Origin of the sequence: Virgibacillus sp. W0181, assembly GCF_051846915.1 — a bacterium.
In the GTDB taxonomy this organism is placed as follows: domain Bacteria; phylum Bacillota; class Bacilli; order Bacillales; family Amphibacillaceae; genus JBPYCR01.
This window is the reverse complement of record NZ_JBPYCR010000003.1, coordinates 65,285-87,865: the sequence shown is the minus strand read 5'-3', so window position 1 is coordinate 87,865 and position 22,581 is coordinate 65,285. Positions and strand designations below refer to the sequence as shown.

Annotated in this window: 17 protein-coding genes; 9 read left to right on the top strand and 8 right to left on the bottom strand. The window is 36.7% G+C overall.

Annotation, left to right across the window (positions count from 1 at the left end; genetic code table 11):
* Positions 1–127 precede the first annotated feature (127 nt).
* Together ACLIBG_RS02630 and ACLIBG_RS02625 are read right to left on the bottom strand one after the other, a co-directional pair.
* Positions 128–3,211: an ATP-binding protein gene (locus ACLIBG_RS02630; protein ID WP_439311159.1), complete on the bottom strand. Its 3,084-nt coding sequence runs from the start codon at positions 3,209–3,211 to the stop codon at positions 128–130.
* A 72-nt stretch (positions 3,212–3,283) separates the two neighbouring features.
* On the bottom strand, positions 3,284–3,814 hold the full coding sequence (locus ACLIBG_RS02625; protein ID WP_439311158.1) for a YcxB family protein: 531 nt from the start codon (positions 3,812–3,814) through the stop codon (positions 3,284–3,286).
* A gap of 594 nt (positions 3,815–4,408) precedes the next feature.
* Between ACLIBG_RS02625 and ACLIBG_RS02620 the strand changes: the two genes are divergently transcribed.
* On the top strand, positions 4,409–5,224 hold the full coding sequence (locus tag ACLIBG_RS02620; RefSeq protein ID WP_439311157.1) for a mechanosensitive ion channel family protein: 816 nt from the start codon (positions 4,409–4,411) through the stop codon (positions 5,222–5,224).
* A 70-nt stretch (positions 5,225–5,294) separates the two neighbouring features.
* On the opposite strand, the gene ACLIBG_RS02615 is transcribed toward ACLIBG_RS02620, so the two are convergent.
* Positions 5,295–7,109, bottom strand: coding sequence for a cation:proton antiporter (locus ACLIBG_RS02615; protein WP_439311156.1), 1,815 nt, complete (start codon positions 7,107–7,109; stop codon positions 5,295–5,297).
* A gap of 383 nt (positions 7,110–7,492) precedes the next feature.
* On the opposite strand from ACLIBG_RS02615, the gene ACLIBG_RS02610 reads away from it, so the two are divergent.
* From ACLIBG_RS02610 to ACLIBG_RS02600, 3 genes are all read left to right on the top strand, one after another.
* Positions 7,493–9,322, top strand: a complete 1,830-nt coding sequence (locus ACLIBG_RS02610; RefSeq protein WP_439311155.1) for a MotA/TolQ/ExbB proton channel family protein — start codon at positions 7,493–7,495, stop codon at positions 9,320–9,322.
* Positions 9,312–10,004, top strand: a complete 693-nt coding sequence (locus ACLIBG_RS02605; RefSeq protein ID WP_439311154.1) for an OmpA family protein — start codon at positions 9,312–9,314, stop codon at positions 10,002–10,004. Before ACLIBG_RS02610 ends, ACLIBG_RS02605 begins: the two co-directional genes overlap by 11 nt.
* A gap of 130 nt (positions 10,005–10,134) precedes the next feature.
* Positions 10,135–10,515, top strand: a complete 381-nt coding sequence (locus ACLIBG_RS02600; protein ID WP_439311153.1) for a nuclear transport factor 2 family protein — start codon at positions 10,135–10,137, stop codon at positions 10,513–10,515.
* A 100-nt stretch (positions 10,516–10,615) separates the two neighbouring features.
* Here ACLIBG_RS02600 and ACLIBG_RS02595 read toward each other — a convergent pair whose 3' ends face one another.
* The gene (locus tag ACLIBG_RS02595; protein WP_439311152.1) at positions 10,616–11,755 is read right to left on the bottom strand and encodes an MFS transporter; all 1,140 of its coding nucleotides are present in this window, start codon (positions 11,753–11,755) and stop codon (positions 10,616–10,618) included.
* A gap of 269 nt (positions 11,756–12,024) precedes the next feature.
* Here ACLIBG_RS02595 and ACLIBG_RS02590 point away from each other — a divergent pair, with 269 nt between their 5' ends.
* Entirely contained in the window at positions 12,025–13,542 is a 1,518-nt protein-coding gene (locus ACLIBG_RS02590; protein ID WP_439311151.1) for an SAP domain-containing protein, read from the top strand.
* 786 nt (positions 13,543–14,328) lie between these two features.
* Here the strand turns inward: ACLIBG_RS02590 and ACLIBG_RS02585 are convergent.
* A complete protein-coding gene (locus tag ACLIBG_RS02585) occupies positions 14,329–14,439 on the bottom strand; it encodes a putative holin-like toxin (protein ID WP_439311150.1) in 111 nt (36 codons plus the stop codon).
* A 258-nt stretch (positions 14,440–14,697) separates the two neighbouring features.
* Complete coding sequence (locus ACLIBG_RS02580) at positions 14,698–15,192, bottom strand: hypothetical protein (RefSeq protein ID WP_439311149.1); 495 nt, start codon at positions 15,190–15,192, stop codon at positions 14,698–14,700.
* A gap of 93 nt (positions 15,193–15,285) precedes the next feature.
* Between ACLIBG_RS02580 and ACLIBG_RS02575 the strand changes: the two genes are divergently transcribed.
* Together ACLIBG_RS02575 and ACLIBG_RS02570 are read left to right on the top strand one after the other, a co-directional pair.
* Complete coding sequence (locus tag ACLIBG_RS02575) at positions 15,286–15,885, top strand: vWA domain-containing protein (RefSeq protein ID WP_439311148.1); 600 nt, start codon at positions 15,286–15,288, stop codon at positions 15,883–15,885.
* Between the two features lie 115 nt (positions 15,886–16,000).
* The gene (locus ACLIBG_RS02570) at positions 16,001–16,909 is read left to right on the top strand and encodes an EamA family transporter (RefSeq protein WP_439311147.1); all 909 of its coding nucleotides are present in this window, start codon (positions 16,001–16,003) and stop codon (positions 16,907–16,909) included.
* 80 nt (positions 16,910–16,989) lie between these two features.
* On the opposite strand, the gene ACLIBG_RS02565 is transcribed toward ACLIBG_RS02570, so the two are convergent.
* Together ACLIBG_RS02565 and ACLIBG_RS02560 are read right to left on the bottom strand one after the other, a co-directional pair.
* A complete protein-coding gene (locus ACLIBG_RS02565) occupies positions 16,990–18,909 on the bottom strand; it encodes a vWA domain-containing protein (RefSeq protein WP_439311146.1) in 1,920 nt (639 codons plus the stop codon).
* Positions 18,910–18,923: 14 nt separating this feature from the next.
* Positions 18,924–19,793, bottom strand: a complete 870-nt coding sequence (locus ACLIBG_RS02560; protein ID WP_439311145.1) for an ATP-binding protein — start codon at positions 19,791–19,793, stop codon at positions 18,924–18,926.
* A 200-nt stretch (positions 19,794–19,993) separates the two neighbouring features.
* Here ACLIBG_RS02560 and ACLIBG_RS02555 point away from each other — a divergent pair, with 200 nt between their 5' ends.
* Positions 19,994–22,174 (top strand): MMPL family transporter, encoded by a 2,181-nt coding sequence (locus ACLIBG_RS02555; protein WP_439311144.1) that lies wholly within the window; start codon positions 19,994–19,996, stop codon positions 22,172–22,174.
* A gap of 165 nt (positions 22,175–22,339) precedes the next feature.
* Positions 22,340–22,558, top strand: a complete 219-nt coding sequence (locus ACLIBG_RS02550) for a YdbC family protein (protein ID WP_439311143.1) — start codon at positions 22,340–22,342, stop codon at positions 22,556–22,558.
* Positions 22,559–22,581: the final 23 nt, after the last annotated feature.

Here is a 22,581-nt window from a genome sequence, read left to right as displayed (position 1 = left end):
CACAAGCGAATTTATCGTTTGTGAAAGTTTTTATTTTAATTAGGTTACATAGATTTTTACAACGAAAAACAGAAACCTTCCAATCGTTTTTCAAATATCAACTGGAAGGTTTTCTTATGGTTGAATTTTACTCAATATTATTTTTAGGAATAATAAAGCTTATCCGTGTTCCCTGATCTGGTTGACTATGAATTTCTAATCCTTTCCCATACATTTGGATTAATCGTCGATTTGTGTTCACAATACCTACCCCATCCACAGTATATCGATCTCCATGCAGCAGTTCGTTTATTTTTTCTTCACTCATTCCCACGCCATTATCTTTTATGGAGATTTCAAGATGATGTTCCATTTCTACTATTTTAATCGTCACGGTTCCACCATTTAATTTTTTAAGAATTCCGTGTCTAACAGCGTTTTCTACCATAGGCTGAATGGATAGCGGAGGAATCTGAAAGTCAAGCTTATCATCAATGAACCATTCAATCTGTATTCTATCGCCAAATCTTTCTTGCTCAATGTATAAATAAGATTTTGTTAGTGCCAGTTCATCTTTAATAGATACGAGGCTCTTTGTGTTATGAACGGTAAAGCTCCTACGTAAATAATTTCCAAATTCGTCAAGCAATTTTACCATTCTTGCGGTGTCAATTTCTCCAAGTGATGCAATGGTGTTCAATGTGTTCATTAAAAAATGTGGCTGTATTTGTGCTTGCAACCATGCAGCTTCGGACCGGAGTTGTTCATTAATCGATTGCTTCAACCGTGTTAATACTTGTACTCGAGATTTTAATTCCATTGCATTCACAGGCTTTGCTATATAATCATTAGCGCCGGCCATGAATCCAGCGAATATATCCGCTTGTTGATTTCTCGCTGTTAGAAGTAAAATCGGCAATTCGGCGATTGTAAATTGTTTACGGATGATTTTTGTCAATTCATACCCAGAAGTGCCTGGCATCATCACATCCGAAATAATTAAATCAAATTCGGCCTTATAAATAAGCTCTAATGCTTTATCCGCATAGTTGGCGGTTTGGATTACATATTCTTTTTCCAGTAATGTCGCGATCACGCGTAGATTAACGGGATCATCATCAACAATAAGTATTTTAGCCTGTTCTGTTTGCGGATTCTGATCAGTCACCTTCTCGTCATTGAACTGAGCAAGAGGTTTGTATGAATCATTGTTCTCCAGCGTCGCGGCTACCTCTGCTGCATACTCCGATGTTTTTTCTGATGCTTCAGCCAATGGAAGTGTAAAGGAAAAGACAGATCCTTCTCCTATACGGGATTCAACATGTATGTCACCGCCATGCAGTTCGATTAATTTTTTGCAAATATGAAGACCAAGTCCAATACCTCCTCCAGGTGATGTGATGCTTGCGTCAGCCTGTTGATATCGATCAAAAATCGTTTCTTTTATTTCATTTTTCATCCCAATTCCGGTATCTTCTATGTGAATAGTTGCCATTCTCCCATTTTGTTCAGCTTTGATTGATATCTTGCCGACATTGGTAAATTTAACAGCGTTATGAACGAGATTAAAAAATATTTGGATTAAACGATTTTCATCCGCATGTACGTTTGGAAATGAATCTGGAATGTCAAGGTGTAGTTTGATGTCTTTATTTTCCGACGTAAAATGAATCATATCCAAAACACCAGAAGCAACTGCATGCAGATTGATGTTTTCTTTATGTAGGTAGATTTCTTTTTCCTCAAGCTGCGTAATATCAATAAGGTCATTGAGTGTAAAGGTCATTCGCTGACCGACCTGAATCAGCAAGTTTAAATTTTTTCTGTTCTGTGTTGTTAGCTGTTGTTTATTATCATCTGAAATTGTTTGTGCAATATTAATAATGCCATGAAGTGGATTGCGCAGTTCATGGGACGTATTTGCTAAAAACTCATCTTTTTTCTTATCAGCTATTTGGAGTGCCCTTGTTTGTTCTTCGTTTAAACGAACGGTTCTTAAATATCGGTTAAAAAGAAATCCGGAAAACGCTACAATGGCTAACAAGTAATCAAATGGATAATAAGGGATACCAACTAAGTTAGTATTGATAGCGACACCCCATAAAACATTATAAAGATTAATAACGTTCGCCAAAAGAATATAAATAGCGGAATTATTTCCATTTTTAATTTCATGTAAAACTGTAATGAAAATGACCGAATAAGAAATTACATTTAACAACATAATGCCATAGCCGACGTACATTGTATACGAAGCTGGAAGTATTAAGAGTAAAATAACTAGAATACTATACAACCGTAGTAATGTTTGAATACTTCCTCTGTTTCGTTTAAAAAGATGGTTTATGAAATTCAATATGAAAAACAGAGTTCCCGCAAAAGTAAAATATAGTAGTTTTAATGCCCATGTTGCGTTGACGGGGAGTAAATAAAATAAAAGTTTATCCTCATCAACAATAATAGAACATGCAGCTAAAATAAGTAATAAACCAAAATAGAGCAGTTCTTTTTGGCGATTTTTATTTAAAAAATACATTCCTAATGCATAGATGCTATGTATGATCAAAATCGAAAACATGATTAATTGCAATGTTCTGGACGTATCTGTCTTTTTATTAATAGCCTCTGCAGTACCAAATACGATTGACTTTGGGATCCCACCAGAATGAATCGATTCATTATTAGCTACATGAATCATAATGTCTGCTTCATTTGTCGCCGTTTGAAAAAGCGCATTGTATGTTCCAGATCTACTCTTATATTGTTCTATGTTCACAGAAGCATTACCAATCTCGGTAATCTTTTTTCCATTCACATAAATGGCTGCCGCTGAAGAAATATCCTTTACTTTCATCCCGTATAGGGCATTTTTGTCAGGTGGTAATTCTATTTTCAAGTGATATGTGCCCTTATATAATGAACCTTCCTCTCCTGATCTATCCCAATTTCCAGGCACAGACAGGATTTCTCTTTTTTTCATTATTTCTTCTAAATTATGCTCTGTAGGTGTAATAAATATATTCGGATAAAAGTTCCATTCCCCATCAAGACTAATCGTTTCATTGTCTTTTAAATCCCAACTACTTAAATCGATTGTTCCTTGTTTTGCTTCCGGATGTTCAGGAGTGTTATGATACAATATCCAAGCAACACGAAAGCAAGTTAAAACAACGAGAACAATGCTAATTATCAAGAATATTTTTTTGGTTGATATTGGTTTATTGTTTGCCATTATTATTCCATTCCTTTTGGAAACAAAAAGAAGTTCCAATTACTAATATTTAAACTGTGCTAAATAATGCCTTCAGTCAGCTTTATTGTCTAGAAATTCAACATGATTTTTGAGCAGTTGAGATAAAGCTATACTATCAGCATCCGACATGCTATCAGATTTCTTCGGAAGAATTAATCCTTGTAAATCAGATACATAAAGAAAATAGTGTAGTTCGTCCTCTTGCATGTTTTCAAATCGATCCCAAGAGTAATGAGTTGTCTCTTCATGAATCATGCGTTCTATTCCATTATTCGATAAACTCATTTCACAAGGTGCAAGGATGTACGAATAATCTTTTTTATCGAATTGTTTTTTGTAATAAGCCATGGCGACTGCGTTATAAATAGATGGAAACAGAAAAAAATAGATAACGGTTATAATAATAACTTCTATCATAGTTGGTATAGATGTACCAAGTAGGAGAAACGCTGCAAGTAAAAGGATCACGGAAGAAATCCATTTATAATACCGCTGTTTAATACGGTGGGTACGCGAGTGAGTTATGACATTTCGCTGGAAAGCGATCAAGTCGCTCATGCTAAGTTGGAATTGAATCGTCATCTGAAACCTTCCTTTCAAAAAAGAATAAAACAATTATAATAATCGGTTAGATACAACTTTTATTATAGCAGACAATACCTATTGAAAGGGAAAGAGAAGTTAGGTTCGAAAAATATGTATCCGTAAGTCTTTAGTATTTCTCTAATTATACGCCCCTAATATACCGTATTGTTCGATTGTAAGTATGACTGGAAATTGTATAAATATATGTATTACTATTATGTTCGAAAATCGATGCTTTTAGGTGGCATGTAAATGGACGGTGTTGATATAGTTGTAGTAGATATTTAGTTTCATAAACTTGAAAGTAAAAGAATTCTATTTAAAATAGGTGTGTGCAGCTCTCACTACTATAAGTAAGCAGGATTATAAATTCCATTTAGAATGTTTTTTTAGTGTTTGCAGCATGTTGACAACGGGTATAATATGGAAGGCTATTATTATTGTGCTTTGCCTACTGGATCCAAGCAGATAAGTAGAGTGAACATTGGCGACTCTTGATGCGTTGCTGCATAGAGGGACTTGTTCTAGGTGCAAAGATTTTTGGGCAAGATCTAACCATTCAATAGAATACAAAAAGAGAGGTAGTACGACATGAATTTATTTGGCATTAAACTTGATTTAAGCAATATTATAGGTACATTATGGGAGATTGCAATTTTAATTATTGTTTTTATTATTGCAGTACCAATTGGACGAAAAATTATTGAAAAAGCAATCCGAAGAATAGGGAAAAACAAAGAAGCTTCACAAGGTCGGATGAAAACATTGGAAAAACTGCTAGCAAATGTTTTTACTTATATTATGCTATTTATTTTTATCGTGATGGTTTTGGCCACATTAGGTGTTGAAATTATGCCGATTATTGCAGGAGCTGGAGTACTCGGGCTTGCCATTGCTTTTGGAGCACAAGGGCTTGTTAGTGATATGGTAACTGGTTTTTTCATTTTATTAGAACAACAGCTCGAAATCGATGATTATGTAACGACTGCCGGGTTTGATGGAATTGTTGAGGAAGTTGGGTTACGCACAACTAAGATCCGCAGCTTTGATGGTACATTGAACTATGTGCCTAATCGTTACATTGAAGGGGTTGCGAACCATTCCCGTGGCAATATGCGAGCACTGGTCGATATTGGCATCAACTATGATAATAATATTGATGAAGCGATTGCCGTACTGGAGTCGATATGTGCAGAGTTCGCTCAGGATGAACGCTTCAAAGACGGTCCAAATGCGATAGGTGTGCAAAGCATTGGTTCATCCGATATTGTGTTGCGAGTTGTTGGTCAAACTGAAAATGGCATGCAGTGGGCATGTGAACGTGATATGCGAAAACGAATTAAAGAAGAATTTGACAAAGCGAATATTGACATACCATTCCCGCATCACGTTATTATTCAAAAGTAGAAAGTGTTTTATTTAAAAAACGGGAGTATGGTGCCATAAGAGGTACCATACTCCCGTTTTTACTTGTTTTTTAATTGTTTACAACGGTAGAATTATTTTTTTCTTTTAAAACTACAAGCGTATCTCCTTCGCCCAGAGTCATTTTCCTACGCAAAGAAACAAAAACAATGCTGTTGTTCTTTTTTTTGATAAATAGCGGCGTAGAATCCTCAGGTAACTTGTCCTTCGTGATTGTATCCTTTTGATTGACTTCGATTTCCTTTATTGTATATGTTGTGTTGATTTTTCGGTTTAATTCAGTAAATACAGCTTTCTCCTCAAATAATAAATGTGCCCTTCTTGATAAAGGCAGCTCGGATTGATCGGTGTGATAGTACTCAGGAGCCGGTAGTGAAAATGTATGATTGTAGCCGAATTCCGGAGCAAATGATTGGGCAACAAGTGCATTGTACGATGAATCACCCGTCATTGCTAGTATCGTATCGTAGGGAGTAAGGTCTGTTTCGTACTGTGCATGCTCTGCTAAAATCTCTCCAAAATACGTGTCTATCTCTTTTTTTCTGGCCCAGTGAAGACGGCCTGCCGAAGAATCGGCGATCAGTACGGGATTTCCCATTTTCTTTAATTGTTCTGCTAAAGCGATGGAAAAACTGCTTGCACCGACAATGAGGACACCCGGAGATTCTTTATTGGCGAGTCCAAGTTTTCTGGCAAGCGGTCCAAGGGTGAAGCCATGTGCACATACAGTAATAAATACAAGTGCAAAAGTAAGCGTCATTAATATCGACGCACCTTCATAACCATCGTTCATCAATGTGGAAGCAAAATAACCGGCAACTGTTAGTGCGACTATTCCTCTCGGTGCAATCCAGCCTATCAAAGTTTTTTCTGCATTTGTCAATTCGGTGCCAATTGTAGGCAACCATATGGATATTGGGCGAACAATAAACAGCATTGCTAGTACAAAGCCAATAATCGGCAGAGTGAAAACTTGTGCAATCGTTTCTTTCGCCAAGGAAGCAGTGAGTAAAATAAACACGGTAGATGTAAGCAAAACGGAAACATTTTCAATAAAATGGCTCACATTTCCGATGGATGAAACATATTTTTTTGTTCTACCTAGTGTTAGTCCTAATACAGTCACCGCGAGTAACCCCGTTTCATGCATCACGACCTCGGCCAATGTAAAACAAATGAGCACGAGAGCAAGGATAATTGGTGATTTTAAATATTCCGGGAACAACCCTTTACTTGCCATAATACTGATGATTAACCCGGTTATATAGCCAAGAACGGCAGCAAGCAATGCTCCGCCGAAAAATTGCAACAAATATTCGATTGCAAGATGTTCGTTCGTTAATACTTTAATTACTTCATATGCAAATAGGGCAAGCAATGGGCCTGCCGGATCAACAATAATACCTTCCCATTTTAATACAGCAGCTGTTCTTGGTTTTAGTTTTGCGTTTCTTAATAAAGGGATAATTACGGTTGGCCCGGTGACGACAAATAAACCGCCAATAATAAAGGATATTTCCAGACTTAACCCGGCAATAAAATGAGCGGCAAGCGAACCGAGTATCCAAGCTAGAAACGCTCCTCCGGTTGCAATCCGAAAGACCGATTTGGATATTCCTTTAATTTCGCGAATATCGAGACTTGAGCTTCCTTCAAATAGAATAACCGCCACTGCCAGAGAAATAAGTGGACTATACAAGCTTCCTAAGGCTTCTTGCGGGTTGATGAGCCCAAGTATAGGGCCAATTAACAAACCGGCAATGGACATGATAACGATGGACGGCCACTGGATGCGCCAGGCAAGCCACTGGGAAAAGGTGCCAAGTCCGAGTATTACAACAATACTGATGAGAGCAAATTCTTCCATACGTTCACCTTCTTTAGTTGAATAATTACAATACGTTGTGTTAGCAGTATGTATTTGGAACAAATTTTATTCGATACGGCCTATTGCAGATCATTTCTATACAGTTCATCATATACGAAGTTTACTAAAATTGGCAGATATTTGCTTCCAAGAGATATGCTACGAATAACTGTCTGTTTTATCGAGCGTACATGAGGATATTCCTCATTGGAAAGGTCGTATTAAATTTCATAAACTGTAATGTTATTATTTTCCCAGTGGCTTGATTTACATAACATGATTTGTCCAACCTTTGAATAACTATGAAGTAAAGAAAGTAGGTTGCAGCACTTTCACATGTAAGTAACATCCGGTTGCCAATACCTTCAGATGGGGGGACAATCATGGTTGAATTAATCTTAGGAATATTTACGAGTAAAGCAAAGGTAGAGGCTATTTTATCGAATCCAATGATTGAATTTATTTTCATAATTTTATTCGTTACTTTTTTTGTAGCTCTATTCGTTCATATAGCACTGTTCAATAGGTTGAAAAATATTCGAAATTACTTGAAGGAAACGAATCGGATGGATATTGATCCGTTGAACGATTTTGAGAAACAATTTAATGAACGGCAGCAATCGGAATCCGTAAGGCCGGAAACCTTTGTCCAGGAAAAATTTTCAGGATGGCGGTTGTTTGGTGTGCCGGTTGTAAGTTTAATTAAAATTATTCAAATGACCGTGTCCGTATTTATTATAATCGGTGTGCTTGGTACGTTTATCGGTTTGACGATTTCTCTAAGCAGTATTAATACGACAGGAGAACAGCTAGTTGAGAATGTCGCGGCAGTACTCGCAGGTATTGATATAGCCTTTTACACAAGCATAGTCGGGATGGGACTCTCTCTTATAATGACCGTAATAATTAAATTGCTGAATACGGAATATATGCTCACGGATATTATGTTGAAAGTTGAATCCAATTTCGAAGGCAATGAAGAAGGCAGTATTGGTCGTCTAATTGAGGTGTCGGAAACAATTAATTACTCGATTCTTGGACTACAGGAAACGAACGAGCAGTCGTTGGGAGCGATCGTACAGGCATTTTCCGGTTTCCAAGAATATACAACCGGACTACAGCAGTCCGCAAAAGATTTGGCGCTTTTTAATGAGGGCCTTTCGGAAAATCTGCAGCAGTTTCAGGAATTATTTAACCATATGAAGGAAGTGACAGATGGATTTGGCGCGTCGACAACAAAACTGAACAAAAACTTTGATACATTATTTTCTTATTTTAAAAAAGTAGATGGAAAAAACGAACGAATGGTAAAAGCAATGGAGCATACACATGAAAATATAAAAGAAGTGGCGAATGCTCAAGTGAACACATTAGCGCAGTTCGAAACATCTGTTGAAGAATTGAAGGAATTTATTCTATCCATTGTAGAGACACAGCAATCGTTACAGGATTCTTTCCAGAAAATGAACCACAAAAGTAGTGACTTGGTGGAAAAAATGGGGGAACATAACAAAGAATTTAAAAACGTTTTTGGAGGCAATTTAAGCTCACAATTAGCCGGTATCGTTTCTAATTTAAGCGAGTTATCCAAAGACTTTGACATGCTGGAAAATGCTATCAAAGGACTTCCGGAAGCATTGGATATTATTAATCAAACACAAGCAGAATACAAACATTTGTTATCTGATCGTTTCGATGAACTAAAAGAATTTAACCGGTCATTCAATAATCATTTAAAGTCGCATGCCGATGAATCAAGGAATTTTGAAAAACAATTGCACGATGCAAGTCAAACGTATGAACAGATGAGCTTAAAAAATAGCCAACTGCTCAGCGAAATGAATACGATGATTTCACACATGAATCACACATCTAAACAACAGGAAAATCAGATAGGCTCACATATCAGTCTGCTGAAAGACGCACTTACCAAGCATGTCGACGTACTGGAAGGAACACTAGGCGATAGACTGGACAGAGTCGTACGAAGCATCAATGATTCCGTGGAAATGACAACCGAAGGATTAAATAGAGAGTTTAAAGAGTTAGGCCGTTTGTCCGAAGATATGCAACAAGCAAATTTCAGGTATATGCAACAAATATTACAAGAACTAAGCCGAGAAATCCAAATGTTAAACCGGCAATTAAATACGGTCAGTCAACAGGCCGCGAACCGCAATTCAAATATTAGGCTGAATCAAAATGAGTACTAAATATCGCCGCCTTTTTAAAAATGACCAAGATGAAGGACACTTCTGGCCATCTTTTACGGATTTGTTAACGGTTATTTTATTATGCTTTATTTTAATATTTATCGCGATGATGATTATTAAATCATTGCAAATAGAAGAAATGAAACGAACAATTGATCAAATTATGGGTGTTCGTGAACAGCTCGTAAGTGATTTGAAAGACGAATTCAGTGATTCCGAACTGGAAATCGAAGTAGATGATAAAACAGGTGCCATCATATTCAATACAGAAATATTATTTGAATACGATAAAGCAAAATTAAAACCAACATCGTTTCAGTTTTTGGATGCGTTTGTGCCTAAATACCTTGATACATTGCTCGGAAGCGGCTATGAAGAGTATATTGCGGAAATCATTATTGAAGGGCATACGGATCGCGATGGAACGTATTTGTATAATTTGGAGCTTGCTCAAGAGCGAGCTTACAGCGTCGCATCATATATATTAAGCGATGAGTTCCCATATAGGCATATTCAAAATAATTTGGAAGAAAAATTAACCGTAAACAGCAAATCCTTTTCAGACTTTCGTACGGATGATCAAGGAGAGTATAGTGCAGAGAATTCCCGTCGGGTAGAATTTAAATTTCGGTTAAAAGATGAGGAAATTCTCAATAAAACGAGGGAAATACTGGGGAGGTGAGATGATATAAAAGAAATGACAGCTGCAGAAATCCGGCAGAGGAAATAATTAGTGTTAAGATTGTAATTAGCAATGAGTTATGTTTAATGTAAAACATAACTAAAATAAAATGGGAATAGTGGGGTTTGACATGCCTGAAGAATCGATTATGAAAAAAGCAATGCAACGATACATTGATGGTTTCAATCAAAAAGACGCAAAGGCTCTAATATCATTATTTGCCAACAACGCAAAAATTGAAGACCCTGTTGGAGGCGGAAAAATTGTAGAAGGTATAGAAGCAATTACAGCTTTTTATGAATTAGCTGTTACACTTGTCGATAAACTTGAACTTGCAGCACCGATCCGTGGGTCGCACAGTAACGCTGCAGCTATGGCATTCACGATTTTTATGAAAGATGAAGGGCAAACCATTCGGATTAATTGTATCGACGTGATGACATTTAACGAGTCGGGAAAAATCATTGACATGAAAGCTTATCATGGTCCTAGCGATGTAATGGAACAATAATTAAAGTCGAAATGGTTACCTGTTATATTTGTTGCTTAATTCAACAAGTTCAGGAATTAAATAGACGATAAGCTCTATTCAGCGTACACTTATTGACTGACTACACTCGTTGATTAGGTCGTAATATATACAATGTACTAACTAATACAATGATGAAGATTGCAGTAGCAAGCGTGCCGTATTGAAATCGGATGGAAGGACTATTAGCAATTCTTCCTATACTATCAAGTACAATGGGTGATAAAAACTGACCTAAAAAGGTAAAACTCGATGTTAGGTCTACAGCTCGGTCAGATTGATATACGGGCACCTGATCCAATGTCTTAATAACGATGATTGGAAATAATGACCCTTGTCCAAATCCAACCAAACAAACACTGAGCATTACAACTGGCACACTATTTGTGAATGTTAACATAAGAAAGGCAATTCCCATTCCAAAAAGCATAACAGTGATAACGAGCTTCTTAAATGTTAATTCAATCTGAACAAGAAGCAAACTCGTAATCATACCACCAACCGTAGTAAATGCAACGACAGTTCCAGCAAGAGCAGCTCCCCCTAAATTATTTTGTTCCAAATAGAGTGCCATGTTTGTTGCAATAGAATAATAGGCTAACATAATTCCACCCATTGCTAGTGCATAACCGTAAACAGCGAGTGGCACCTTTGATTTCCCTTCATGCTGCGGTGGCTTTTGGATTTCTCCCTTTGGCAAAAATAGAAAAACGAGAATAAAGATAAACAACCCTAAGAAATAGACATTAAAAGGAATGCGCCAGCCAAATGTGGCAAGCCACCCCGCTAATAACATCGTAATAATTCCACCAAAATTACTAAAGGCAGAATTATAGCCCATCATTTTCGTTCGTTCTTTCCCGGTGTAATAGTCATTGATTAATGACATGGCCAAAGGCATCAAGAGTCCTACGCCGGCACCTAAGAGTAAACGGAGTGCTAATAGCAATTCAATCGTTGGCACAAACTGCGGGACAATTCCCCCGATTAAGTAGATTGCTAGTCCAATCATAATAATGGTGCGTTTCGTTAATTTTGACGTTAAATAACTTGATAAAAAAGAAAAAGGAATAATCATTAAAGAGGGTGCTGTTAAGATTAGTTTAATCGTCGTCGGACTTGCATCAGGAAACGCCTTCGCAATAAGTCCAAGAGCAGGTGAAATAGCGGCCCCGGCCATGACCGTTGCCATTGAAATAGATATAATAGTAGGTTTTAGCATTTTATTAATGAACATCTCTTCCATTTATAATGAGGTTAATTGTGCTGTGCTTTAAACTGAAAGTCACAAGCGAACAATATATCATTCTATGTGTATTGGATGAAAAAAGCAACGAAGAAGTATTACTAAAAAAGTATTCATCCACTATTAAATTCTAATAGAGCTGTTTAAGGAATTAATGATTATTATTAGAAAGTAATATTAATTCTGATATAATGGTTGTAATTACCTACATAGAAAAGATCTTTATTAAATTTGGAGGGGTGTTATTGTATTTACAAGATATTTTACCTAAGATGTCGAAATTATATTTAGGAAGAATCGTAGACAGTTTTTTAAAAGATGTTCGCATGGATACCGAAGAAGAGATGAGAGATCTTATTCTGCGAAATATTGAAGAATTCCAAAACAAAGAACGTGTTATTCGCCACTTGAATTTTAATGATGAGACAAGAGATGTGGCATTGTTGAACGAAATGATTTTAATGAGCATCATGGAACAGGAAGGGTATATTTTAAGTGAAACCGAATTATTTAAAATGGTTGAAGAATTGGAAACAGATATTTTAAAGCAAAGTAATGACGAAGATTATGTTGAAAAGGCAATTTCCCCAGATGCCAAAAGAATTTATAGTGCTGTGTTAACCGAAGCCTGGAAAAAAGGCGATTCATTAAATGCCCATGAGATTAACATTTTAAATGTTTTAAGAAATGAACTTAAACTTTCCAAACGTGACCATTATTTACTGGAAAGCCGCATAGGGCGTTTCCCTCAGAAAGGAAATAAACTACATTCGACTCAACAAATCGGAAAATCGTTGATAAATTTACAAACAAGAGGGCTTATTTTAAGATTTAGAGAAGAAGCTTCATTTTACATTATACCAAAAGAAATAGAACGCACTCTCCGCTATGGGATGGGTGGAGAATTGAGAAATGAAGTTTATAAAACATTGCTTGATAATTTAAATGTTAGTCAGCTAAGAGAAGTATTGGATAAACTTGAAGTTAACGTTGGTGGAAGAAAACAGGATTTGATTGATCGTATTATTATACATAACATTTTGCCATCTACTGCCCTTAACACATTTGGAACGGCCCAACTAACTGATATATTAAGGAATCTTGAAGGCGCAAAAATCAGTGGTTCAAAAGAAGAAAAAATTCGTAACATCATTGATTACTATGAAAAGTTATCTACTCCCAATCTATCTGACCCGACAGATGAAAAGTCTAGGCTTTATGACTTTTATGAAGAACTTGCTGCAAGAGACTATAAGGCATTACGCATAAATAAAATCATTAGCAGGGACATAGAGGTCGAAAATTATTTCGAAGAAGCAACTCGTTATATATTTCAAAAGAAACTTGGATTGGAATTAGTGGATATGAAAGGAACAAGACATGCAGATGGAAAGTTGCATTTCAGCTCTACGGAATCCATTTTATGGGATAATAAGAGCACAGAAAAACCTTATACATTTCCCGAGAATCACTTTAATCAATTCCTCAGATATATCCGTTCCGATGAAATGAGAGTGACCCTGTTTCTAATAATTGTTGATGAATACACGAAAGAGGCTGTTGCTCAAGCGCAAAAATTGAAGGCCTTTTCAGAGGAAGATACTGATGTGGCTTTGATTAGAGCGGCTGATTTAAAATATATAGCTGAAGAGTGGCATAATTATTCGGACAAGGTTAACCCTGAATTTAATTTACAGGTGTTCAATATGACAGGAGAACTTACACGTAACTTGCTTGTAAGCAGAATGGAATGGACAATCTAACTTAATAAATTCTGTAAGGAGTTTATTAAGTAGTTTTTTAAAATAGCTGTTAGCTAAAATGTGATCTATAAATATAATGTAAAGAACATGTCCTTGGAAAGAGAAGTGTCAGAATCAGTTCCCTTCCGATCACACGGGAGTCAGATTAATAAAAATGTTGAAGTCATTTAACGTAATCATTGGATGGGGAAAGTTGATCAATCATTGACAGTATATTTCATTCAAATTATACTTATAATAGAAAAAGGTACCGAGTAGCTCCGACTGCCCGGTACCGACAACTACAGACCGCATAAAGAGCGGCTGACCAAATCGGTGTTTTTCTTCTAAAGAAGTAACCGTTAACCATTGGACGATGGGCGGTTACTTTTTTGTATTTAGACAAACGACAATGGTTACGATTAATGTTTATGTTGCAATTAGCGATAAGCTGAATTGTGCAACTAAACTAAGTGCCTCGAATGCCGTCGTTCTATCACCCCTTCATTAGGGGATGGCCAACCGCCCATTATACTATTGTAGTTGCTGTAATTATTTTAGTATATCTATATTTATAGTGACACAAAAGAGAACGTTTGTTTTGTGGAAATTATATTTTGAGTTGTTCCACTTAATAAAGAATTATTTCATTGACAGTATATTTGATTCAAATTATACTTATAATAGAAATAGGTACCAAGTAGCGTTAACTACCTGGTACCGGCAACTACAGACCGCATAAAGAGCGGCTGACCAAATTGCTGTTATTGCATTTGAAGTAACCATCATCCATTGGTCGTGGGGCGGTTACTTCTTTTTATTATTTAAAAAAACGACAATGGTTACGATTAATGTTAGTATCGCAATCAGCGATAAGCTAAATTGCGCTACTAAACTAAGTGCCTCGAATGCCGTCATTCTACCACCTCCCTTCTCAAAGGAAGATGGCCAACCGCCCACTATACTATTGTAGTTACTATTAGTATTCTAGCACATAGGTAGATCAATAAACAACAAAAATAGATCATATGTTCTCATTTTAATTCTGCATTATTTAATCTATTTTTTCCATTACTTTATCATCATCCGTGCATACTTGTCAGATGCTTTAAATTAAAATACCTCAAAGTTTATCTCCTGAATTATTTTAGTCTGTAAAAATAAACCTTCATGATATTATTCATGTGTCACAGTCAAAGGTTTCACTTTAAAATACTCTAAGGCATAATTGACCTCATGAATGTTGTAAATATTGTTCTCCAAACAAAATTGTATGATTAAATCGCCCGTATCGCTGTCTGATAAAGTAAAGCCCGCAGCGGATAAAAGTTCTTCTGTTTCTTTTCTGTTTAATTCAAGAGCCAAGGCAAGAGCGGTGGCCGTGTTCTTACTAATGCGGTAGTTTGAATTGGATCGGATCTTTGAAAAATGTTTACGATCCAGTCCGGCTTTTTTATAGATTTTCACATCACTTTCCCCTTTTGAATCGATAAACTGAAACAGTACCTGTTGAAGAGTAGGTTGTTGATGAAGCCGGATATAGTCTTCCAGTTCATTATTTTTTATACTATATGAACTTTCCAGTACTTCTTCTTTCATTTCCAAGACAAGGCTTTCTTGATGTTCCTTTATGTATAATCTTAATTCCATCAAAGTTTTACTGTTCAACATATGCTACCCTCCCTAAATGTCGCTTAGCAGGCGACCATTACGTGAATGAATTCGGTTATTATTATAACAGATATTCTAGAGAGGATGATTTTGATGGATAAACAAACTACAGAAATTATATTTTTATTGGACAGAAGTGGTTCAATGTCCGGGCTGGAGCAAGACACAATCGGAGGTTTCAATGCATTTATTGAAAAACAATCACAGCTTCCAGGGAAAACAATTCTCACAACAGTCTTATTCGATGATAGGTATGAAATATTGTGGAATGGCGTAGACGCTTCAAAAGTAAAGCTAAGCGAGAAGGAATATTATGTTAGAGGAATGACGGCATTATTGGATGCTGTTGGAAAAACAATTTTAGACGTGAGACAACGGAAGATTAAAAAGGATAGAATCGCAGTACCAGAAAAAGTGATTTTTGTTATTACAACAGATGGCTTAGAAAATTCCAGTTGTGAATTTTCTTATCAGAATGTACAAGAGCTTATTAGTGAGCAGCAAAAAGATTTCAATTGGGAGTTTATTTTCATGGGTGCAAATATGGATGTTGCGGCAGAAGCTGAGTCTTTCGGTATTTCTAAGGAAAGTGCTCATATTTTTGATGCTTCATCCGTTGGCGTAGAGAAAATGTATGAATCGATAAATGAGAGAATAACGTATTATAGGATGGACGGAAATACGTACAAATAATAAAAGTTAATAGCCATATAAAAAAATAAATGGTGTTAATCTTCCGCTACATGATAGAATTATAATGGTTATTAAGATTTAAACTAGTTAATTTACATACGGAGGATTACAGCAAATGTGGTTTATATTTTCAATTATCACTGCACTGGCCTGGGGTGCAGCTAATCTTTTTTATAAAAAGGGTTCTAACAGTAATGATAAGCTCAGTCACTTGAAGATTGTTGTTATGGTAGGTCTTGTGATGGGAATCCATGCAGTGCTGTACATGATCATTAAGGATATTACGTTTGATCCCTTTGACATGGTCCGCTATTTTCCCGTTTCATTCATGTATATTTTATCGATGACGATTGGTTATATCGGCTTGCGCTATATTGAATTATCGATTGCGGCTCCTGTTCAGAATTCATCCGGTGCTGTCAGCGCTGTTTTACTTTACTTGTTTTTTCCGCGAGAGATGAGTGTTATTGATATATCGGGTATTATCATTGTTACGATTGGCGTCGTCGGGCTTGCGGCATTGGAGAAGAAGGAAGAAACGGAAGCCTTGCAATCAAGTAATAAAATAGTAGATAAAAAGTATCAAATCGGAATACTCGCGATTATATTTCCTGTTTTATACAGTCTTATAGATGGATTGGGTACTTTTGCTGATGGCATTTATTTAGATGAGTTAAAGCTAATCAGCGAAGATGCGGCGCTACTTGCTTATGAATTTACATTTTTCATTTGTGCTGTTTTATGTTACTTTTACATAAAAGTGATCAAGAAAGAGCAGTTCATGATTTTTAAACAACGGGATAGAGGAATAGCTGCAATACTTGAAACTACCGGTCAGTTTTTTTATGTTTTTGCCATGGCAGGAAATGCGATAATTGCCGCGCCGCTTATTGCATCGTATTGTATTTTTTCTGTTATTTTATCCCGGATCTTTTTGAAAGAAATCATGTCCCAAAAACAGTATGCGATGATTGCTATAGTGGTGCTCGGTATTATTTTACTTGGGATTACTGATGGGCTCTAAGGGGAAATTGCACTGTAGCCCTTAAGCCTGCGCTCTCAAGTTAAAATGTGTCCGCATTGTTTTCCCCTAACTATTAAAAGCTAGATCGTTCTGAGCAATAATTTCTTTAATAAAGGGGCGAAATGCGCTGGTAGTTCAGAAACAGCGGGGATCATTAATTTTTCTTTTCCGTATATATTTTTCATCATTGCACGTTCTCTTTCATCAATTTCCCCATTTGCTAAAAACATGCCGATGACATTGATCCCTTTTTTTCGGGCTTCGGAAACAGCGACATTTGTATCGATAATCCCGTTTTGATCATAATTCGCTGCTGCTGGTTCTCCATCGGAAAATACGAGTAAAAATTTATTTTTTTCCTTTTGAGCTGTCAACGTTCTCGTTACATGCCGAATGCTGAAGCCATCGCGGTTATCTTCCTGCGGTTCCAATTGCATAATTTTTGCACCGTCTTGTTTATAAAAGGAATCGCTATGAGAACGGATGATATGAAAGTAATTCGGCTGGTAATTTTCCGTGACTTCATTGGCTTCTTCCCAAAACCCAACAATGGAATGAGGTACTTTTAATTTGGTTAGCACTTCATGAAACAGAATAATACTTCGCTTTGTTTCTTCCATTTTTTGAAACATGGAAGCGGAGCAGTCAACAAGCAAGGTAAAAACAGCATCTATTTCTTTCGCTTCATTTGTTTTTTTATAAAAGATTCTCGGGTTTTCATCAATAATTAACGGTAGAATTTTTTTAGATAAGCGACCAATCATCAAGTTTTGCTGTGGATCGTTTCGTTTATGTTCAAGTGTTTTTTCAATCGTTGTTGTTAATTTACGTTTATACGGCTCAATTGTTTGGACAATATTTTTATAAACATACTCATCTTCCAGTGTTGGGGCTTTTGCCACTTTGTCGATAGCAACAGCGTATTGATTATCCATACGGTCCGTATTCCTTCGTTTCTGCGTACCTTTATTTTCTTTCTTTTTTTCAAGGGTTTCTAGTTCGGAAAAATCATTTTTATCACTTTTTCCTGATGTACCCTGAACAGACCCTAGCGCCTGGTCAGCCTCTTCTGTTTCTCTAGCTTCACCACCCATAAGGTTTGTTTTTGTTCCAACATCTAGCTCAAATTGCAAAAGGGTTTGTTTCCGGTCACTGTTCTCATTTTCCCGGTGCCATGTGGAAAAGCGTTCATCGATGTATTCATTGTTATCCTCATCAACATCTTCCTGATCATCATTTGCTAACGCATCGGTACGGGTTAATTCATCGAATAATGTATTATGCGTAATCTTATTAACATCATAAATCGGAAATGTAAAATAGTCGTTTACAAGGTCCTTATATAATGGCTCTAATTGAAATGTTACTTTTTCAACGATACCAATTACATCACTTGTACTTTGTGCTTCAAACAATGCTTGGATATGCGTTTTGATCGTTTCCAGTCGATCAAGTTGCACTTTATTCGCCTTCGGAAATAACGGATCAGGCTGATTTGCTTGTAAGGTTAAGTAAATAAGACAAAATAATTCATCTAAAGCAGCGCTTCTCGTTACATTTGCAGCTAATTGTGTTTCGAAAAAGTGACGCAAAAAAGCTTTGCGACGGGAAAAGTCTTTCTTTGTCCCTGGCCTTTCCTGTTTTATCAACTCCTCCAGCCGTAAATCCTCCAGCAGTGTCACAAGTTGGGATGCAAACTTAGAAATGGAAGTGGTGCGCATCTTTTGTAAAAAGGTTTGTAGATCTTTAATTTGCGAAAGATGGAATGTTCCAATCGTTCGTAAAAAAAGATCAGTTTTATATCCTGCTATTTTATGCGGTTCGTTTAACGTATCCCAGTAGCGACTGCCTGTTACTTTTTTAGCAAAAATATCAATGGTAGACCCGTAATCAAATTCAAAATGGAAATCTGGTTGACCACTAAGTATCGTTGTCAAGTCCTGTAATTGTAAAAAAAGTCCGGTATCTACTGATGTGTCTATCCATTGGTTAGGCTTCATGTAGCATACACCCCCTAGAAAAGTGTTTCCGCTATGTTCATTACTAATTCTCTTTCTCGTTCTTCATCCAATTTATCAACAATCGCTCTGCGAATGGCACGTATGGGCGGAATGAGAGTACTTAAATCACATGCGTCAAGCAATGCCCGAATGGAGGCAGCATCTTCCGCCATTTTACCTTGATCAACGGCATGAATAAGATCTGCAGACAATTTTACAAATAAATCTATTGTTGCATTATCTGTTAGATTTGTATCGGATTCGATTAAATTCCGCAACTGTTCGCCCCCAATGTAGGGCACGTCGATGACAATAAAACGATTTTTCAATGCCTCATTTAGCGGGACGGTACCAACATAACCTTCATTAATGGCAGCAATGACATTGAATCCTTCGTCAGCAGTAATGACCTCGTTTGTAAAAGGATTGGTAACCGTTCTTCGGTAATCCAGCGCACCATTGATGAGTGGTAATGTCTCTGGTTTAGCCATGTTTATCTCATCAATATAGAGAAAGGTTCCTTCCTTCATTGCGGTTGTAACCGGCCCAGGAATAAATTCAATTTGCTGTTTGTTATCTTTGTATGTTAATGTTTTAAACCCCATTAAACTTTCTGCATCGAGATCCACTGAACAATTTATACTAAACATTGGTTGATGGAATAAATAGGAAAGTGTTTCAGCGAATTTAGTTTTTCCCGTCCCGGTCGGGCCTTTTAATAAGATGTTTTTCCACATGCCAAGTGCTGAAATGGCATCTATCAACAGCTCTTGTTTTGGAGGTACATAGCCACTTTGGTGAATAAATGTTTCAAATTTCTTATGCGCATCTTTTTGGTTGTTATTTAGTAATTCTTTTATATTTTTAGGTAGTTGATCTTTCATATGTGTATCTAAACTCCTTTCTAGACCATTTTAAAGGGAATAGATAAAGAAGGCAAAGGATGAAAATAATTGGTAAAATAAACCCAATAAAATGCTGCTATATATAAAACATGCATTGCTATTGCAACATTCCGTTCATTCTCTATTCACATTCAAAGCTTATTCTATATTTATAGAATCTTGAAAAGGTGATGAATAGAATGCTTAATGTTGTAAGAAAAATCGTAAAGTATACAAGCAGTAAAAAAGGGGTAAAGGTTACGCTTGGTCTATGGATTGTTGCTGTTATCGCATTAAGTTTGCTTGCCCCCTCCGCAAAGGATTATGAACAAAACAGCGCAGAAGTAAGCATTTCTCAAGATATGCCGTCGGAAGTTGCGCAGCAGCTGAAAGAGGAAGCATTCCCATCAGATGATGGGTTAAGTGCCTTACTTGTATTTCACCGTAAAGGCAAGATTTCGGAAGAAGACAGAGAAGAAATAAGCAAACTGAGCAAATGGTTTACTTCCGATGATAAACCGGAGAACATTGCAAGTGCTTTACCTTATCATGAGTTTCCCAAAGAGATTCAAGACAAAATGTTTTCAGATGATATGACGACGCTTCTGTTTAACACGACATTAAAAGAAGGTCTTGATTCGGATGCGATACATGATACATTGGACCAAATAACGGCTAAAGTTGAGAAGCTGGATTTGAAAGGAATCGACTTTGAAATTACCGGTCCTGCCGGCATATCTGCGGATACAATTTCCTTGTTCAAAAATGGAGATTTCGTTTTAATGATAGGGACGATAGTACTCATTTTCATTATTTTGATTGCTATTTATCGGTCTCCGATACTAGCGATTACACCGCTTATTATTGCAGGTCTAGTCTATGGTGTTGTCGATCGAGTACTAGGAATTGCTGGCAAGTATGGATGGTTTGATATTGATAGTTCAGCTGTATCCATTATGCTTGTTCTATTGTTCGCCGTTGTTACGGATTACAGTTTATTTGTTTTTTCAAGGTACAGGGAAGAACTGCAAAAACAGGATTCAAAATACGCTTCCATGTCTGAAGCGATTCATCATGTATCTGAACCGATTTTCTTCAGTGGCGGAACGATTTTCATTGCTATGCTTACGTTGTTTGTTACCGTTTTTGAACCGTATCATGCATTTGCACCTGTGTTTTCGATTGCAGTTGTCTTTATTTTAATTGCCGGACTGACTCTCATCCCAAGTCTATTTGCCATTATGGGGCGAAAGGCATTTTGGCCATCGATTCCAAAAGTGGAAAAGGGTCCGAAACAAAAGCATAGATTTTGGGGTGGAATTGGAAATCTGGCAAAAAAGCATCCAATCGTATTTGGGGTTATTTTAATAATTACACTCGGTATTGGAACTTTCAATATAACGACAATTGATTATTCGTTTAATCAGTTAAAGTCCTTTCCGGAAGACATGTCATCAAGGGCTGGTTTTGAATTACTCGAATCCCATTATCCGGCAGGGCAATTGGCACCAGTTCATGTTATTTTGAAATCGAATAAGCAAATCGATGCTGATGAAAAGTTTTTGGATCAAGTTTCTAATTTGACAGATAATCTAGAAAAAAACGCCAATGTCAATTCCGTTTCTCCAAAATTATCCAAAGAGATAATCAAAGGAGAGGAAGGGATACCGAACGATTTTCTGTCCGAAAATAACAAGGCGATTAAACTACAGTTAACGCTGGACAGTAATCCGTATGATCCAAAAGCATTGGATACAATTGATGAATTACGCGACTCGGAAGAGGATTTGTTACAGTCCAGTGGTTTTTCGGCTGGCTATGACTTGCATTATAGTGGTCAGACAGCGCAGCAGCTGGACGTAAGAGAAATGAATAAACGCGATACAATTTTCTTGTTTTCGATCGTCATTGTGCTTATTACGCTTATTTTAGGGTTCCAGACACGATCAATCTTGATGCCTGTTTTAATGGTAGGAACCATTTTACTATCATACGGAGCAACGTTAGGTTTCGGCTGGTGGATCTTTGAGCATTTGATGGGCTATGATTCAATCAGTTACCGTTTACCTGTTTACACATTTGTCTTTATGGTAGCACTTGGTGTGGACTACAATATTATGCTCGTTTCAAGAATTAGAGAAATGGCGCATCATTTACCTTGGAAAGAAGCGGTTGCCCAAGGGGTGACGTTAACGGGCGGTGTCATTTCTTCAGCCGGTTTGATTTTGGCTGCCACATTTGCTGTATTAATGACACAGCCAATTCAAGAGTTATTTTTATTCGGATTTAGTATGGCTTTTGGTATTTTACTGGATACCTTCATCATCCGTGGGATCCTTATGCCGTCGTTGTTAATCATTACACACCGCGATAAAAAATAAAATATTATTAAAAGCAGTACATCTATCTGAAATGATGTGCTGCTTTTTCGTATTTACTTGATCTTTTTGTAAAACAAGGATTTAGAAAATGAAAATTGATTCCGTACAAAATAGAAGCAATAACTTATCACGTAATGATATGATTGGGTTAAAGGGGCTGATTATATGGCAGAAATCAAATATGAAATTATCCAACATGTCGGTATTTTGTCCGAATCTCCAAAAGGATGGACAAAGGAAGTGAACTTAATTAGTTGGAACGGTCGGGACCCAAAATATGATCTTAGAGATTGGGCACCAAATAAGGAAAAGATGGGAAAGGGTGTCACCTTAACAGAGGATGAGCTGCAAAAGTTGGGAATCATTTTAAAGGAAATGGCTTAAAGTATAATCATTGAAATAAAAGC